The sequence below is a fragment of the Bacillus sp. CH_48 genome (assembly GCF_038008465.1).
GTDB classification, from domain to species: domain Bacteria; phylum Bacillota; class Bacilli; order Bacillales; family Bacillaceae_G; genus Bacillus_A; species Bacillus_A thuringiensis_S.
Genome location: NZ_JBBOZF010000001.1, coordinates 214,601 through 230,702 on the forward strand (window position 1 = coordinate 214,601; position 16,102 = coordinate 230,702).

Consider the following 16,102-nt stretch of genomic DNA (forward strand, 5'->3'; position numbering starts at 1 on the left):
AACTTTTTTGTACTCCTCATAAGAATAATTATGAGGAGTACTCAAGTCGCTTATTTAACAACAGCGATTATTATTACATATATAAACTTTGGTTTGTTAGTTTATTGTAGAAAAGTAAACATTTCGTTCTGGGGTATTTATTTTTCTTAATTTGGTAGAGATATGGTGATACCCCTAATACAAAATCATTTAATTAAAACGCGACAGGATTTTGACCTTCATTTTTCCAAACTGTACTTCTACGTTCAAATTCAAACAGTTTTTCTACAGCGTGTGCAATTTTTGATCCTAGTTTTTGTTCAATTGTGTAAATGGCAAGATCTATCCCTGAAGTTACACCACCGCTTGATACTATATCCCCATCATCTACTATACGAGCATGCACCGGTATAGCGCCCATTTTAGGTAAGGCATCCATTCCCATAAAATGTGTACTAGCATATCGACCATTTAGAAGCCCAATCATCCCTAGAAGGTTAGCACCTACGCATACTGTATTTAAAGTAATATTTGGATTTTTTGCCGCTTGGTGTAACAAGGTTTTCAACTCCGTCTCAGAAGCCCTTTTTAATCTATTTACAATTGAATTTGGTCCATCCTCATAGGAATCCCCGGAACTACCTGGAATTAGAATTACACCTTCGGCGTTTGGGTCGAGTATGCCTGAAGCTTCGACTCTTACGTTATCAACTCCACTGTTAACAAATCTTTTCCCTTCAACAGTCACCAACTCTACTGTTACTTCTTCTGGAGAAAGTCCTGCTGCTGCGTTAAAGACATCAAAAGGAGCAATTGCATCCATTAAATCAAAACCATCAAATAAAACAACTTGGAATTTCATATTGTACACACATCCTATTATCATTATTTCAGACCGGACCGACCGGTCTGATGAAAGTGCTGTATACTGGTTAGAAAACAACCTTCCAGTTACAAATAATATAATAATGGATACACATACATAACAGTCAACGGTTATATATAACACTTAATTTTAAATTATTAAAATATTATAATTCATGGTGAGGAAGAAAATAAGAAGAAATTGAAGAAGATAAATTTACAGATGTCTTTAAAACTGATGTATAGATCTTGTTAGCAGTATCATTATATACATATTAAATTTCTTTTCAGTGTTATAAACGAGGGTTGATTGTTATATATGGTTTTGTTGTAACATACAAGTAGCTGAATGAATTTCTTAAAATAAAATATGAAAATTTGCTTGTCATAATTTTACCCCAAAGGAGTGATTAGATTTATTGATAAAGACTTTTATTGTTTGTTAATTCTTAGTAGAAAAAAGAGTACCTATCTTTAAAAATTGGAATAAAGAAGAGAAAAAACAGAATTGAGATACCTTATTAATTTTGAAGCGTCAATTACATGGCGTTATGCAATGGTTTATATCAAAATAAACATATAGAAAATTCATTCAGAGGATACATATGTCTTAACAAACTATTTTCTTCGTATATAAGATTGTATACAATTTATAACTGCTTAACACAACATGTGTAACTTATTTGGTTACAACATATTTAATATTAACTAATAAAAAAGTGAAATATGAATGGAGATGTTATGAAATGAGTATGAAAAAAATCATTTTAGCTGGTGCATTAGGAATCGCAACACTTGCAGGTACAAATTTGCCAGGATTAGAAGCAACAAAAGTAAATGCAGCTTCTATTGAATCAATTACACTAACAATCGAAGGGCGTGTAGTTGAGATTAATAAAAATGTTATATCTGTTAAATCAAAACAGTTTACAGATCCTATCAGTGTCTATTTTAATACTTCACCAAATGTGAAAATAGGGGAGGAAGTAAAGGTTACTGGTACCATGATGAATAATTTCACTGAATATATGGTTGCAAATTCCATTGAAAGTAAATCGTTAAAACCAGGGGTTTATTTCCAAGAAAATGGCCTTCCTGATTATGTAGTAGGAGAGATTAGTAAAAAAGGCCAACTTAATAAATACGGAAATACATCTACAGATTATGTACATGTTAAATATCCTAAAATCAAAGGTGGAAATGACATCATAGAAGTTTACTTAACTCAAGGACAACAATTTAATGTCGGTGACAAAGTTAAAGTGAATAATATGGAACTTGTAGAATGGGGTGGGAGTACCATTCATTGGAATATAAAAAATAACATTGAAAAAATTCAAGAATTGAAAATTCTAAATGACACCAATAATAATGAGGATGATCAATGGATTTGGTCTTAATAAAAAAATCCATCTAATTCTTATTAATCTTTTCTATCAATTATACTAACCAACACATGTATAAACTCCTAATTATCAGCGTGGATTGTTTATCCATAGCTAAAATAATATCTAAAAAGAACTTGTAATCTTTTTACAAGTTCTTTTTTATAAGAAATAGACAGTTTATTAATTATTCTTCTGCAATGTAGAAGTGGAATAACTGTTTACTAGAGAGGTAAATGCTTGGTCATACTCTCCTTTTAATTTTGTTACAATATCAGCAATTGGTTGCACCTGTTTGATGTTTCCTACACCTTGACCTGCAGAAAATATATCTTTCCACGGCTTTATTCCCATTTCATTGGTTTGAGCAAAAGAAAAATCTAATGATGTTTTCTTTTGCAAATGATTGGGATCAAGTTCTACCTTTAAAATACTAGGAATAAGATAATTTGCATGCACTCCGCTAAATGCATCGGTATAAATCAAATCTTCAACATTGGATTCAACCAGCATATTTTGATAAGTATCACTTGCTAAACATTCAGATGAGGCTATAAATCGGGTGCCCATATAAACCATATCTGCCCCCAGAATTTCCATGGCTAAGATGTCTTGACCACGAGATACGCAACCAGCGACTACTGTAATGCCATCCCAGAACTCTTTTACTTCCGTTAGAAAGGCAATTGGATTAAGCATTCCCGCATGTCCGCCAGCCCCTGTACAAACGAGGATTAAACCGTCTATTCCTGCTTCCACAGCTTTTCTTGCATGAGTTAGATTAGTAGCATCGGAGAAAACTAATCCTCCATATTCATGCACAATATTTACAACTAAAGATGGATTTCCTAGTGATGTAATTACAATAGGGGGACGATATGTTTTTATTAGTTCAAGGTCTGCTTCATATCGCTGATTTGTTCGATGTACAATCAAGTTCACTGCCCAAGGAGCAATAGAATGTGCTCCATTTTTAAGTTGACTTGTTGAAAGTTCATATGTGATATGTTTCATCCATTCCTCTAGCATTTCCGTGGTACGAGCATTAAGTAGTGGAAAAGAGCTTACTATTCCTGCTTTACAGCCATTAATGATCATTTCTGGACTTGAAACCAGAAACATTGGAGCTGCAATAACAGGTAATGTTAGTTTTTCTTTTAATAGTATGAACTCTTGTTTTGACATACTTTATCATCCTTTCAAGATGTATGTGCTTTCACATAAGGGAACCTCAATTTTATTTAACTCCTGCTTTTATATTTTTATTCTCACTGAAGGCTTGCTTAGCTTCAGGCAGTAAAAGATTTAAAATTACTGCTCCTATTAAAATGACTATCGACAAATAAAAGGATAAATTATAGTTGCCCTTCTTACTATATAGTATTCCTAGTAAATACGTCTCTAGCGCTAAGCCAATTTGATGACTGAGAAATAACCATCTAATATAAATCCGACTGAATACCGTTTAAAATCTATTATTTCTATAAATTAAGAAAATTTAAAAGACATGTCTCTTACACCTCCGCTTATATAATATGAGGTAGGCATATAAAAGCATATCTACCCCATTACAATTATGCTAACGGGTACATATGCATAACAGTCAAGTACGTTTTATAACACTTAAATTTGAATAACACGTTAAATTACCCTCTAAGTAAGAGTGGTAGAAAAGATAAAAAGTAGACGTTAATCGTTAAATGTTTTAAAAACTGAAATTTACTTGATATAAGAGGTGAGTGGGTAAATTAAAATCTTGAAATAAAACATATGCTTATGTACATGTGCGTTTACATATTAAAAGTATCTAACGAATCATTTTCATAGGCTAGTAATAACAGGAACTTAGACTTATGTTGCTTTCATTCTTAGTTGCCTTTTTTGTTATAGATATAGTTAAATTAGTCAAAAAATATTTGAGTAAATTATAAAAAACAAGATAGATAAAACCTATTTCTTAGGTTCATTTATCTATCTTGTTTGTTAAATATTCTTTTAGCTATAAATTACATTTATCAATTTAGAGTGTATATTCATTTTGAATGAAAAACACCTGATCTATTTACTATCAACTTACAATTAAAAGAAGGGGGAATTGTCGTAAGATTTCTTTTCTGAAATCAAAGAATGGAATATACCGCATAAAATTTCAACACCCTCTTTTAATTGCTTCTCACTCATATAAGAGTAACTTAATCTCATATGATGATTTTCTAGTTCTACAGGATAACATGCTGTACCAGGCAAAAATGTCACTTTTTTCTTTTGTGCTTCTAAAAGAATAGAATTTGTATCCATCCAATCAGGAAGACTAATCCAAAGATTTAATCCTCCTTCAGGTATGAACCATGAAACCTCAGATGGAGCAAGTTTTGACAACAGTTCCAAAACTAGATCTCTTCGTAATTTCAAAGCAGTTCTTAATTTTTTTATATGTTCCATTGATTTTTGTGATCTCATAAATGGCAATATTATTTTTTGAGTAAGTAAAGGACTTCCTAAGTCTGCGTTAGCTTTTGCTGCTAATAATCGATTAAATATAGAACCAGAAGCAATTAATACTCCAATTCTACAACCAGGAGCAAATGTCTTACTTAATCCTTTCAAATAAATGACATGTCCGGAATCATCTAAACTTTTAATGGGAGCCGGTGGTTTTTTATTAAAGTAAATTTCGCTCCATGGATCATCTTCAATAACTATGCTATTGCTACTTTGAGCTATATCAAGAATTTGTCTACGTCTTTTAGCAGTTGTGACAATACCTGTTGGATTATGAAAGGTAGGCACTGTATATATGATCTTTGGTTTATATTTGTCACATAAATTCTGCAGGATATCTATTCTCATACCATCTTTATCGATTGGAACGGTAAGGACTGTAGCACCTCTCCCACGAAAGACATCGATTGCTCCTGGGTAAGTTGGAGCCTCCATTATAACCACATCATCCGGTCCGATAAACGTACGAGCAATAAGACCAATTCCTTGTTGAGAACCATTTGTAACTAAAATGTTTTCTGGAACTGTAGTAATATCCATTCTTTTCAAATATGCGGCCATTTCATGTCTTAGTTCAAGATCTCCTTGTACTTCTCCATATTGAGATAAAATTCTTGGGTTATCAACAAATATCTTTTGAACTTCTTGTTCTAAAAAACGATTTGGAAAAAGCTTTGGATCAATCATCGAAGATGATAATTGAATCATTTCTGGAACATAATGAAAGCGTGAAAATTGAGATCTAGGTAAGTAATCCTGAATTGATACCTGCCAATTATAAGGAGAAACTTTAGGTTGCCTATTAACAACTTCCTTTCTTTCTGGATTAACAAATGATCCTTTTCCTTGAATTGAGGTAACAAAGCCATCTTCTTCAAGTTTCTTATATGCTTTTGCTACTGTCACCAGACTCACTTTTAATTGTTTTGTAAGACTGCGTATAGAAGGTAATTGTGCTCCTTCCTGTAGAAAGCCGGAACGAATTTGGTCGACAATAGATAGGTATATTTGTTTGGAAAGTGAAATTTCACTGTTACGTTGAATTTCAAAATGCATACTAATTCTCCTTTCAGTGTTATAGAAGGGGCTTGAGTGTTATATACGGTTCCGTTATAACATACAAGTAGATTAAGGAAATCTCTGAAATAAAGAATTAAAAAATAGAATTCGAAAGGAGGAAATAACTCTATTAACAAGAGATAGGTTAAACAACTTTGCCTTAAAAGGATACCCATTTGTTACGATATTTTAATCATTTAACACAAAGGCAATATATATTTACAACCTATATAGCAATATTAACTAGACTGGCCATATAGCATAGTGGCACTATACTTCATTTTTTTAAATCATGCAAATACTTATTATTCACTAAATACTTTTCTATGTAATCAGAGACCTTTATATTACCAAGCTTAAAAGGAGATATATTATGTTTAAGCATGATATTACTGTACGTTTTAATGAATGTGATTCTTTGGGACATGTAAACAATGCAAATTATTTTACTTATTTTGAAGAAGCGAGAAATGAACTTTTTAAAATTTTCAATCCAAGTCTAAAGATAAAATCCTGGAACTTAATGGTTGCTTCTACCCAATGTGACTTTATTTGTGAGACGTCATATGCCCAAAAAGTAACTGTTTATACATGGTAGCAAGACAACTGTCTGGCCGAGGAAGAACACTATATTGTAAACATGAGGGAGACAGAGTAAAAATTGCGGGAACAACAGTTGTATATGCCATTGGTGATATTTAAATAAAATAAAAATGAGGTTAGAAAATGAAAGTAGAACAAAGAATTGAGGAACTAGGTATTATATTACCTAAAACTTCGCCTGCTAAAGCATTATACGTACCAGTTAAACAAATAGGAAATTTCCTATTTGTATCAGGACAAGCTCCATTTATTAATGCTAACCTCGCTTATACAGGGAAAGCTGGGGGAGAAAGAACCTTAGAAGAAGCACAAGAAGCAGCAAGACTTTGTATCATTAATACACTGGCAGCAGTCAAAGAATATATTGGTGATTTAGACCGCATTGTAAATGTAATTAAACTACAAGCCTTTGTGAATAGTGAAACTGACTTTGATCAACAACATATTGTTATTAATGCGGCCTCAAAGTTGTTACACGATATATTTGGAATAGAAGGCCAACATGCTCGGACGGCAATTGGAGCAAATCAACTACCAATGAATATTACAGTGGAAATTGATTGTATATTTGAAGTTCAATCCTAATAAGTGGATAATAAATGAAGTTTTACAACAAAAATTAAAAGCACTTACTTAAATTTCATGATGGCTACTAAGGATATTCAACCAATAATATAATTTAGTTTTCAATTATATTACCTGTATTAGATGGAGATGAAGATATGAATAAAAAGAATGATTTAAATAGTACTAAAGAAAAATGTAATAATCTAGAACTTTTGAATAGTGATAAGTGGCAATATGAATCGTATTACAAATATCAGCCTTTATTTTCTTTTAAAGACTTATTAAAGCTTTTCACTAGAAAAGCAAAGCAATAGAATTAAACTAGTTTCTTATTATAGATTGACATGATAACTCACGTGATAAAGTCTGAATTTTCTTTGTTCGGAAGATAAGAAAGGGATGCAAGTTGTGAGATGCAGATGAAAGCAATTACGATAGAGGAAATTTATCAGGAAATTTTAGATGGAAAAAGAAATAGATTCCCACCAAACACATGGAAATTAGATAAAAATAATGAGATGGCTAGAAGAGTAACTAGGTATTTAGTAACAAAACTTTTAAAGTGGAACGACGAAGAGATTAAACAGAATTGGAATTACGCATTAATTGCGAAGTATCGATTACGTGGAGTATTGAAGCATAAGTATGAAAATAGTCCGTACGCAATGATCAATGATTTATATCCAAACAGATATAAAGAATGGGAATTTAAAATGACACCTTTAAATTTTTGGACAAAAGAAAAGGCCTTAGAATTATTAAAATGGATAATTGAAGAAGAAGAGAAATTATCACCCGAAATATTCTTACAAACTTATGGACAAAAATGGTTAAACGAACGACGACTAAGCGCACCTTTAAGAACGCTTTGGGATGGAAGTCCGTATGCGATGATTAATGATTTATATCCAAATCGATTTAAAGAATGGGAATTTACTAAAACTCCTAATAAATTTTGGACAAAAGAAAAAGCATTACAAGCTCTGGTATGGACGATTGAAGAAAAAGAAAAATTAAATCCGGAACAATTGAAGAATATATACGAACATAAATGGTTAACGCAAGTTGGATTGAGAGGGGCCTGTCAAATATATTGGAATGATAGTCCATATGCAATGATTAATGACTTATATCCGAATCAATATAAAGAATGGGAATTTAAGATGACACCTAGTGGTTTTTGGACGAGAAAAAAAGCGTTAGATGCGTTACGGTGGACAATTGAAGAAAAAGAAGAGTTGACAGATGATCAATTATTACAGCAGTACACACTGAAGTGGCTAAAAAGACAGAGATTATGGACACCAGTAGTAAGATACTGGAATGGAAGTCCCTACGCAATGATTAATGATTTGTATCCAAATAAATATTTAAAAAGCTCATTTAGAGGATATGTAAATAAGTCTAAATACTACTAGACATACTTTTAATATTGAAAACACAATCGATAAATTCAGAACTTTCGATATTTAATACCCCGAAAAATACACGTAGGAAAAGAACATTTATTTTTTTACAACAGCTTTCCGATATAAAAGGAACTGCTTCAATAGAGGGAAATATAAGCATTTTTAAAAGAATTTCTTAATATAGTCAAGGTGTTAACCAAAGTAGTTCTGCATTATTTTGTTCTACTTGTTAATTAATAGACCTTCAAACAATGAACATAATCGCTTCATATCAAATGAAAATTTTTTATAAGAAAAAATAAATTTTATAAATATAAAAATTATAATAAGGGCGTCGAGAGATAAGTTATTAACTTTGAAGAAATATCAATCCTCCCAATAATTATATTTAATAAGCAATAAAGGAGAACGAATAGAGATGGAAATGTTAAAAGGTACTTTACTTTTACTTACTGTTCTTTCATGCATGTCATTATTTTGCTACAAAGCTCCACATGGAATGAAAGCAATGGGGGGACTTTCAGGTGCTGCTTGTGCAACCTTTTTAGTAGAAGCTTTTCATAGTTATGTAACTGGTGATTTAATTGGAATTCCATTTTTAAAAGATCTTGGTCAAATGGCTGGAGGACTTGGTGGAATTGCTGCTGGTACACTTGTTTGTTTAAAATTGGGGGTAAATCCTGTCTATTCCATGATGGTTGGGGTAGCAGTAGCTGATTTCAAGTTACTACCAGCATTTATCGCTGGTTATTTGGTATCTTTCCTAATTAAACAAATTGAAAAACGTATTCCAGAAGGCTTTGATTTAATTGTTACTGTTATAGTTGTTCCGGTTATAGCACGTTTAATAGCAACAACAATAGCACCAGTAGTAGTCGGATTATTACAGAATATAGGGGATGTTCTAATATCCGCCGGTACAGGAAGTCCAATTTTATTAGGAATCATTTTAGGTGGGATTATCCCACTCGTTGGCATGAGTCCATTAAGTTCCATGGCACTTACAAGTTTAATTGGTTTAACTGGCATGCCAATGGCGATTGGTGCCCTATCAGTAACAAATTCTTCTTTTGTTAATTATATGTTATTTAAACGTATGAAATTTGGTAATAAGGCCACTACAACAGCAGTTGCTATTGAGCCATTAACACAGTTTGATATTATTGCGTCAAATCCAATTCCTATTTATTTAACAAATGCCATGGGAGGCATGATTGCTGGTATAGTTGTTGCCTCATTTGGACTTATCAATAACGCGGTTGGTACAGCAACACCAATTGCTGGATTAGTGGTTATGTTTGGATTTAATGATCCTATGAAAGTATTATTGTGTACTGCAACTATTATGACTACTGGGCTATTATCTGGATTTATCGGGTCACTAGTATTTAAAAATTTCAAAATCAGAAAAGTGAAAGACATTAGAGAAACCCCTCGAGAAATTTCTGCTTAATTTAAAAAACTAGACTTGGAGAAATTAGACATATAATGCAAATCAATGTTCGATTTTATCGGTCCAATGATGGTAAGTCCATCTAGTTCACATATTACTGGTACTGCACGGACAGATGTTACGGAAAGAGCATGATTTGGTAAACAATCAGATGAAGTTGACATTTCTTTTTATGGTTCTTTCGCTAAAGCATATAATGGGCATGAAACGGATGTAGCTTTTATAATTTGATAAGAAAATAATATATTTAAAATTTTATATAATAATTAATTAATATTCTATATGGTAGGGGTATAAATTTTTGATCAAGTAATGGAATGAAAAATTAATTTATGTAAAATGACCTCGGTTAATAAATTAGAAAGAAGAATATCCTAAGAAATATGGGATGAGAAACTAGGCAATTGCTGAAGATTGGCAATAAATTTTTAGATAGAGCGAGATCGAAAGTTGAAGAAACAAAACATCTCTGTTGGTATTGCGATAAGTAGTGATTTATTATTAGCAGCATGTGGTAATTCATACTCAATTGCATGATTAAAATCAGGAAATTTAACAAAAGGAGAGCCCGATAAAGATTTTAAAAAAAGAGCTAGAAAATCAATTTTACAGCTAATAATGTTTAATTGATATTGAAAAGTTAAGGAATGTTATTTCTGGTGCATTTTTCGCAACGGTTTTCAGTATTTTATCAGGTTACTTATCACGAAACCCATTTACAAATAAAGTGAAATATATTTTTGAAATATAGAAGTAGTGTCTAATTCTTAATTGCTTATTAAGCTATTAGAAGGCGCATATCCGTTTATTGTGAAAAAACCGTATTTTAAGATGCGCTTTCTGCGACTGAGTGTATGAAGCTAGAAAAAGGAGCGAAAAAAATGCGGAGTAAGAGAAATAGAAGAGACAAAAATAAAAAAAACGAAGACCATATTGATGAAACTTGGTTAATTCCGTATTCTGATATGCTAACGTTGTTGTTTGCTTTGTTCATTGTTTTATTTGCAATGAGTAGTATAGATGCAGCAAAATTTAAACAGATGGCAGTAGCTTTTCAAAGTGAACTAGCAGGTGGAACTGGAAATAAAGAGTTTTTGAGTAATCAAAAGCCAAATGAGAAAGAAGAATTATCATTAAGGACCCTTGAGGCAGAACAAGAAAAAAACAAGATAAGTATGAAGCTAAAGAAGAAAAAGAAATGGATGAATTGAAAGCATTACAAAATAAGATTAATCAATATATTGATGAGAAGCAATTAACTTCTTCTTTTCAAACTAAGTTAACCGAAAAGGGATTAATGGTGACAATATTAGAGAATGTACTGTTTGATTCGGGGAAAGCGGATGTGAAATTGGAATCGTTAGGGATTGCAAAAGAAATGTCTAATTTGCTTGTTTCGGCAGCTCCACGTGAAATAACTGTTTCAGGTCACACTGATAATGTCCCCATTGCCAAAGCAAATTTTGCATCAAATTGGGAATTGAGTTCACAACGTGCTGTGAACTTTATGCAAGTAATGCTTCAAAATAAAAAGTTGCAAGCAGAAAAATTTAGTGCAATTGCTCATGGAGAATATCGTCCAATTGATAAAAATGATACACAAGAGGGAAAAGCAAAGAATAGACGTGTGGAAGTGTTTATTTTGCCTTTAACAGGGCAGACAAAATAAAAAACGGTCTAGTATGTATAGACCGTTTTTTCTATGATTTACTAATTTTCCAACCATCATCCGTTTTCTCTAGTTCAATTACGATTACTTTTTTAGGATTATCTTTATATACAGCATCAACAGTTACTGTAGCGATTTCATTTTTCTCTTCAACTTTTCTAATCTTATAGCTTTTAAGATCTTCATTAATTGATTTCATTAATTCTGCATTTCCGCCAATAAAACCAACTATTTTTTTTGCTTCTGGAGTAAATAACTCTCCAAAATCTTTCGCATTTCCTTCTTTTGCATCTTCAAAATATGCTGTAGCAACTTCTTTAGGATCACGATTATCTCCACATGCTGCAAGTGCTGTAACTGATAAGGCCATTACTACCATTAACATGATCATACGCGTAAATTTGTTCTTCATTCAAACCACTCCTTATATAAAACGTAATTTCTACTCTTATAAAGAGCTAAATTACTTGTATAAGTATATAATAAATAAAACTATATATATTTATATATTATTTTTATGATATTGATAGTGTTAAAAATAGGGAAGGAGAGAGAATCTATCAATTACTATAATATTGATTTACGTTATATACATTAGTATAATGATAATGTCAGCGTTATAGGGGTATAATAGACGACGTTCATTTTTAAAATCATAAAATCGGATTCACTTATATGAAAGATAAAAGCCCTTCTTTAATTAGGAGGGCTTTTGTCTTTGCTTGAAGAGTACACATATACATGAGTGGAAATGTAGTAATAGTTATGTATTATGTACCTGCAGGTGTGGTTCCAGAAGACACGATATGTATTTATTTTTATTGCTTATTCATAATATTATGGTATTATTACCTTAAAAAATTGACTACCTAAGGAGAAAATCACAATGAAACTCAACAAGAAAACTATCGCTTTTACCCTAGCCTTATCAATAGGAGTAGGAGCTTGCGGAATCCCGAAAGAAAAGGAAGTTGATCCGAAAGTATCACTGAATTCTAAAATGGATTACTCAAAAGTACCTTACAAGGAGAGAAGCATTTATGTAGATTATCAGCATGGAGCTATCACAAAAGAGGAAATGACCGAAAAGCAAGCTGATAGCTATGAGAAGGCTAAAAAAATTCTTGAGAAGGACTTAAACTCTGAAGAGTTGAAAGAACTCAACAAACAACGGGAAGAACGCCGGGAGAAGTTCCTAAAGAAGCAAGAACAGAAGAAAGTAGATGACAAGAAGAAAACTGAAGAAGATGCTCTAAAGTATAAGAACCGCCAGGAACGTCTCGACAATCATAAGCAAGAAAAGGAACGGAAGGAACTTCAGAAGCTTAATGAAGAGAACGCTGATGAGATGAAACGACAACTGGAGGGATTATCACAATGAAGACACTAAGCACAGCTAGTAAGACATTAGAAGAATGAAATTAAACATAATAAAGTCAGAGTTATAGGGATATAACAGACGACATTCATTCTTTAAATCATAAAATCGGATTCACTTATATGAAAGACGAAAGCCCTTCTTTAATTAGGAGGGCTTTTATCTTTGCTTGAAGAGTACGGCATATACATAAGCAGAAATATAGTAATAGTTATTTAGTTTGTATCTGCAGGTGTTGTTCGAGAAAACACGATTTATATAAAATTACAATTAAAAAACAGAATATTCATAATTGTTATAGGGATTACTTGAACAATAACCTATAATGATACTTTACGATACATTAGAAAAATTTCTAAAAATAACTACACTGAGGTGAATAAAATGCCATTTAAGTTATGGATTAGTCGTGAGGAAGAAGCAGAAATACCTGATTTTAAGGGCCATGAAGAAGCAAGAAAGTATTTTAAAGAGAAGTATGGAGATGCCTTCCAGTTTTCTGAATCTTTAGAAGTAGATGGTAAAAAAAGTATATTTCTACATGTATATTGTAGATAAGGAGAAATTTAATGAAATGCAAGATTATATGGGAAAGCAAAGTACACGTCTTATTAACGCTGGAAATCCAGAAACAAAAGGATTCATGGAATCATACCAATCAATTCAGATCTTCGAAGACGGCAGAGTAAATATTACACATTAAAAATAACAGTCTTATATTATTTGAAGTGGAGACCTGGAAAGAGACTCTTATTTAAGAGCGTATATTTTCAGGTTTTTTACTATTTTATAAATGGGAAGTGTAGTTAAACTCGCGATCTTAAAGCTATTGTTTAGATAAATATTTTGTGAAATTTCAATCTATGCATACTGTATTTTAATAATATCAATACCCAAAATGTGGTACGATTTAAAGAGGGGATATATAAGAATCACCTATGAATGCACTAACTAAAGGAGTGAATACCTATATGGAAAATAAGTTACATTCTAATTCAAGACCACCAAAAATATTCATATCATATGCTTGGACAACTGAGGAATACCAAGAAAAAGTCATTAAATTTGCACAGCGTCTAAGGGAAAATGGTATTGATGTTGTGGCAGATTTTTGGGACTTAAATCCTGGTAATAGTCTATTTGCATTTATGGAAAGTATGGTAACAGATCCTACGATTGATAAAGTATTAGTCTTATGCAATAAGATATACGCTGATAAAGCTGCTGCTTATACCGGTGGAGTCGGTACAGAAACACAAATAATAGGACCTCACATATATAACAAAGTGCGACAAGAAAAGTTTATTCCTGTTATTTTAGAAAGAGAAGAATTAGATACGGAATATATCCCTGTTCATATGAGTGGTTTAATATATATTGATTTAGATCGTAGATTTGAAAAGGGCTTTGAAGAATTACTTCGCTTATTATACAACAAGCCATTATTACGAAAACCAGAATTAGGAACAGCCCCAAGTTATATATTTGAGGAAAAAAAACGAGATTTAAGGTAGATGGAATTTTATCTTCTATGCAGGATGCTATCATTCACCGACCTGGAAGAATAGCATCCTTATGCTATGACTATAAAAAAGCTCTTTTAGAAGATTTAGAAGCATATCGAGTATTAGAATTATCCGAACCTTATGATGAACAAGTATATAATCTAATTCAAGAAATGATTCCATTAAGAAATAACTACATTAAATTTATGGAGCTATTATGCAGTGATCAAACAGTATTTGATACTAAAATGATTACCGATCTTTTTGAGACTCTAAATATTTATTCTGGTTCTTTTGGTACGACTGGTCCAATTGAATTTGAACATTTTCGATATTTTATCCATGAGCTTTTCTTATACACTATAACAATATTAATTTCTAGGAATATGTATGATAAACTTCATGAAATTTGTAAGCATCGATATTTTGTAAAATATAATAATTATGATGAATTACAAGATGGAAGTTATGGATTCTTCTATTTTTATTTACATAGCCTAATAGACACTCGAAATAGAAGATTACAATTAAACCGTACAAGTGTACATGCTGATTTAATCAAGGAACAATCAATTTCCTCTGGATACTCATGGGAGAATTTAATAGAGGCCGACTGTTTATTGTATTGCATAAAAGATATTCAACGATTATTAGGAAAGAAGCAAGAATATAGTAAACGTTGGTATCCTGTAACATATGGTTATGTCCAGTTTTCAGATCCTATATTACCTATACTTCAAAAATTAAAATCAAGAGAGCACTTTAATGAAATAAAAAAATTATTAGGGGTTGAGAGTGTAGAACAATTGGAAAATGTAAAAAATCTTTCAGCAGAAGAAGAATATAGGTCAAGCGTTCCATCACTAAATAATTTACTACCAAATGAATTAGCAATATACTAACCAAATGTGAAATGTAAGTAATTAAAGGGGAGTATTATATGTCAAAAACAATTAACCTAACAAGACTTTTTTCATTGTCACATTCAATGTTAAAACAGCAGCTTGATTACCAAGTTATAAATGGCATTCAGTACAAAAATGATCTGCAAATATGCGCCATATTTAAATATGATTACATAGATTTAAAGAAAAAGAAGTACAATGAATCCTCAGACAAAGAATATATATTAGGATTATTTAAGAAAGGAACCAGAGAGTATATAGAATTACCACTAAAACATAAAAAAACGGAGCAATTTGAATCATTTGAATTACCACTAAAACTTGATAATAATTTGTACAATGAACTTAAAATTTTTTTAGAAATTGATCAGTCAAAACATGGAGATTTTCATCCATGGCACTTTTTTAAAGCCTTAAATGCTGCCATACCAACAAAAGCTAATCAAGACAACCTAGATAGAAGGGCTTGCTCATACTCATATCCTACAAGCAAAGATAATGAACATGAAAAAATTTATTTTCTCAGTTTTAGAGATAATGATAAAAGAGGGGAGAAACGTAGTCTAGAAAATTACGCAAAAACACAAAAACTCTTGCCTTATGCTAACAAAATTATAGGAAATAGAAATATATCAGTATGTTTTACCACTTTGCCGAAAGATATTAATAAAGAAATAAAAGAAATGGTTTACAAAATAAACGATTTATAAGATTTATTTGTGGTTACCATAAAGTAAACATATCCTAAAATTATTGCTTCATTTGAGTTTAATAAAAAAGGAGGGATAGACATCTTTTTTAATAAAATAAACCGAACTAAAAAT

At 31.6% G+C, this 16,102-nt stretch carries 16 protein-coding genes and 3 pseudogenes; 14 read left to right on the plus strand and 5 right to left on the minus strand.

What is annotated here, in order from left to right; all coding sequences use genetic code 11:
• Positions 1-193: 193 nt before the first annotated feature.
• On the minus strand, positions 194-841 hold the full coding sequence (locus N2V92_RS01055) for a DJ-1/PfpI family protein (protein ID WP_097807860.1): 648 nt from the start codon (positions 839-841) through the stop codon (positions 194-196).
• 748 nt (positions 842-1,589) lie between these two features.
• On the opposite strand from N2V92_RS01055, the gene N2V92_RS01060 reads away from it, so the two are divergent.
• Positions 1,590-2,243 carry a hypothetical protein gene (locus N2V92_RS01060; RefSeq protein ID WP_170264995.1) on the plus strand — a complete coding sequence of 218 codons (654 nt, stop codon included), beginning with the start codon at positions 1,590-1,592 and terminating at the stop codon, positions 2,241-2,243.
• Positions 2,244-2,411: 168 nt separating this feature from the next.
• On the opposite strand, the gene N2V92_RS01065 is transcribed toward N2V92_RS01060, so the two are convergent.
• The 3 genes and pseudogenes from N2V92_RS01065 to pdxR form a co-directional block, all read right to left on the minus strand.
• Complete coding sequence (locus N2V92_RS01065; RefSeq protein ID WP_170264997.1) at positions 2,412-3,413, minus strand: NAD(P)H-dependent flavin oxidoreductase; 1,002 nt, start codon at positions 3,411-3,413, stop codon at positions 2,412-2,414.
• A 52-nt stretch (positions 3,414-3,465) separates the two neighbouring features.
• Positions 3,466-3,698: pseudogene (locus N2V92_RS01070) on the minus strand (MFS transporter); the annotation flags it as partial.
• Positions 3,699-4,307: 609 nt separating this feature from the next.
• Complete coding sequence (pdxR, locus tag N2V92_RS01075; RefSeq protein ID WP_170264999.1) at positions 4,308-5,786, minus strand: MocR-like pyridoxine biosynthesis transcription factor PdxR; 1,479 nt, start codon at positions 5,784-5,786, stop codon at positions 4,308-4,310.
• Positions 5,787-6,162: 376 nt separating this feature from the next.
• Between pdxR and N2V92_RS01080 the strand changes: the two genes are divergently transcribed.
• From N2V92_RS01080 to motB, 7 genes and pseudogenes are all read left to right on the plus strand, one after another.
• On the plus strand, positions 6,163-6,387 hold the full coding sequence (locus N2V92_RS01080) for an acyl-CoA thioesterase (protein WP_249383813.1): 225 nt from the start codon (positions 6,163-6,165) through the stop codon (positions 6,385-6,387).
• A 128-nt stretch (positions 6,388-6,515) separates the two neighbouring features.
• Positions 6,516-6,977, plus strand: a complete 462-nt coding sequence (locus N2V92_RS01090; protein ID WP_097807856.1) for a RidA family protein — start codon at positions 6,516-6,518, stop codon at positions 6,975-6,977.
• A 137-nt stretch (positions 6,978-7,114) separates the two neighbouring features.
• Positions 7,115-7,273 (plus strand): hypothetical protein, encoded by a 159-nt coding sequence (locus tag N2V92_RS01095; RefSeq protein WP_170265001.1) that lies wholly within the window; start codon positions 7,115-7,117, stop codon positions 7,271-7,273.
• Between the two features lie 99 nt (positions 7,274-7,372).
• A complete protein-coding gene (locus tag N2V92_RS01100) occupies positions 7,373-8,377 on the plus strand; it encodes a DUF4046 domain-containing protein (protein WP_170265003.1) in 1,005 nt (334 codons plus the stop codon).
• Between the two features lie 409 nt (positions 8,378-8,786).
• Entirely contained in the window at positions 8,787-9,821 is a 1,035-nt protein-coding gene (locus N2V92_RS01105; RefSeq protein WP_170265005.1) for a PTS sugar transporter subunit IIC, read from the plus strand.
• Between the two features lie 622 nt (positions 9,822-10,443).
• Positions 10,444-10,702: pseudogene (locus tag N2V92_RS29945) on the plus strand (flagellar motor protein MotA); the annotation flags it as partial.
• A pseudogene (gene motB, locus N2V92_RS01110) lies at positions 10,703-11,490 on the plus strand (flagellar motor protein MotB). It abuts the pseudogene before it with no gap.
• Positions 11,491-11,521: 31 nt separating this feature from the next.
• Here motB and N2V92_RS01115 read toward each other — a convergent pair.
• On the minus strand, positions 11,522-11,902 hold the full coding sequence (locus N2V92_RS01115) for a DUF4878 domain-containing protein (protein ID WP_170265008.1): 381 nt from the start codon (positions 11,900-11,902) through the stop codon (positions 11,522-11,524).
• A gap of 474 nt (positions 11,903-12,376) precedes the next feature.
• On the opposite strand from N2V92_RS01115, the gene N2V92_RS01120 reads away from it, so the two are divergent.
• From N2V92_RS01120 to N2V92_RS01145, 6 genes are all read left to right on the plus strand, one after another.
• Positions 12,377-12,871, plus strand: a complete 495-nt coding sequence (locus N2V92_RS01120; RefSeq protein ID WP_170265010.1) for a DNA ligase — start codon at positions 12,377-12,379, stop codon at positions 12,869-12,871.
• Positions 12,872-13,252: 381 nt separating this feature from the next.
• A complete protein-coding gene (locus tag N2V92_RS01125; protein WP_249383814.1) occupies positions 13,253-13,426 on the plus strand; it encodes a hypothetical protein in 174 nt (57 codons plus the stop codon).
• A gap of 16 nt (positions 13,427-13,442) precedes the next feature.
• A complete protein-coding gene (locus N2V92_RS01130) occupies positions 13,443-13,571 on the plus strand; it encodes a hypothetical protein (RefSeq protein WP_276568709.1) in 129 nt (42 codons plus the stop codon).
• A gap of 268 nt (positions 13,572-13,839) precedes the next feature.
• Positions 13,840-14,382: a TIR domain-containing protein gene (locus N2V92_RS01135; protein ID WP_249383815.1), complete on the plus strand. Its 543-nt coding sequence runs from the start codon at positions 13,840-13,842 to the stop codon at positions 14,380-14,382.
• 17 nt (positions 14,383-14,399) lie between these two features.
• Complete coding sequence (locus tag N2V92_RS01140; RefSeq protein WP_249383816.1) at positions 14,400-15,275, plus strand: hypothetical protein; 876 nt, start codon at positions 14,400-14,402, stop codon at positions 15,273-15,275.
• A gap of 38 nt (positions 15,276-15,313) precedes the next feature.
• Complete coding sequence (locus tag N2V92_RS01145; protein ID WP_170265012.1) at positions 15,314-15,988, plus strand: DUF6037 family protein; 675 nt, start codon at positions 15,314-15,316, stop codon at positions 15,986-15,988.
• Positions 15,989-16,102: the final 114 nt, after the last annotated feature.

Excerpts from the sequence above, each read along its gene's own strand:
- N2V92_RS01055 (WP_097807860.1), bottom strand. The coding sequence starts at position 841 with ATGAAATTCCAAGTTGTTTTATTTGATGGTTTTGATTTAATGGATGCA.
- N2V92_RS01060 (WP_170264995.1), top strand. The coding sequence starts at position 1,590 with ATGAGTATGAAAAAAATCATTTTAGCTGGTGCATTAGGAATCGCAACA.
- N2V92_RS01065 (WP_170264997.1), bottom strand. The coding sequence starts at position 3,413 with ATGTCAAAACAAGAGTTCATACTATTAAAAGAAAAACTAACATTACCT.
- pdxR (WP_170264999.1), bottom strand. The coding sequence starts at position 5,786 with ATGCATTTTGAAATTCAACGTAACAGTGAAATTTCACTTTCCAAACAA.
- N2V92_RS01080 (WP_249383813.1), top strand. The coding sequence starts at position 6,163 with ATGTTTAAGCATGATATTACTGTACGTTTTAATGAATGTGATTCTTTG.
- N2V92_RS01090 (WP_097807856.1), top strand. The coding sequence starts at position 6,516 with ATGAAAGTAGAACAAAGAATTGAGGAACTAGGTATTATATTACCTAAA.
- N2V92_RS01095 (WP_170265001.1), top strand. The coding sequence starts at position 7,115 with ATGAATAAAAAGAATGATTTAAATAGTACTAAAGAAAAATGTAATAAT.
- N2V92_RS01100 (WP_170265003.1), top strand. The coding sequence starts at position 7,373 with ATGCAGATGAAAGCAATTACGATAGAGGAAATTTATCAGGAAATTTTA.
- N2V92_RS01105 (WP_170265005.1), top strand. The coding sequence starts at position 8,787 with ATGGAAATGTTAAAAGGTACTTTACTTTTACTTACTGTTCTTTCATGC.
- N2V92_RS01115 (WP_170265008.1), bottom strand. The coding sequence starts at position 11,902 with ATGAAGAACAAATTTACGCGTATGATCATGTTAATGGTAGTAATGGCC.
- N2V92_RS01120 (WP_170265010.1), top strand. The coding sequence starts at position 12,377 with ATGAAACTCAACAAGAAAACTATCGCTTTTACCCTAGCCTTATCAATA.
- N2V92_RS01125 (WP_249383814.1), top strand. The coding sequence starts at position 13,253 with ATGCCATTTAAGTTATGGATTAGTCGTGAGGAAGAAGCAGAAATACCT.
- N2V92_RS01130 (WP_276568709.1), top strand. The coding sequence starts at position 13,443 with ATGCAAGATTATATGGGAAAGCAAAGTACACGTCTTATTAACGCTGGA.
- N2V92_RS01135 (WP_249383815.1), top strand. The coding sequence starts at position 13,840 with ATGGAAAATAAGTTACATTCTAATTCAAGACCACCAAAAATATTCATA.
- N2V92_RS01140 (WP_249383816.1), top strand. The coding sequence starts at position 14,400 with ATGCAGGATGCTATCATTCACCGACCTGGAAGAATAGCATCCTTATGC.
- N2V92_RS01145 (WP_170265012.1), top strand. The coding sequence starts at position 15,314 with ATGTCAAAAACAATTAACCTAACAAGACTTTTTTCATTGTCACATTCA.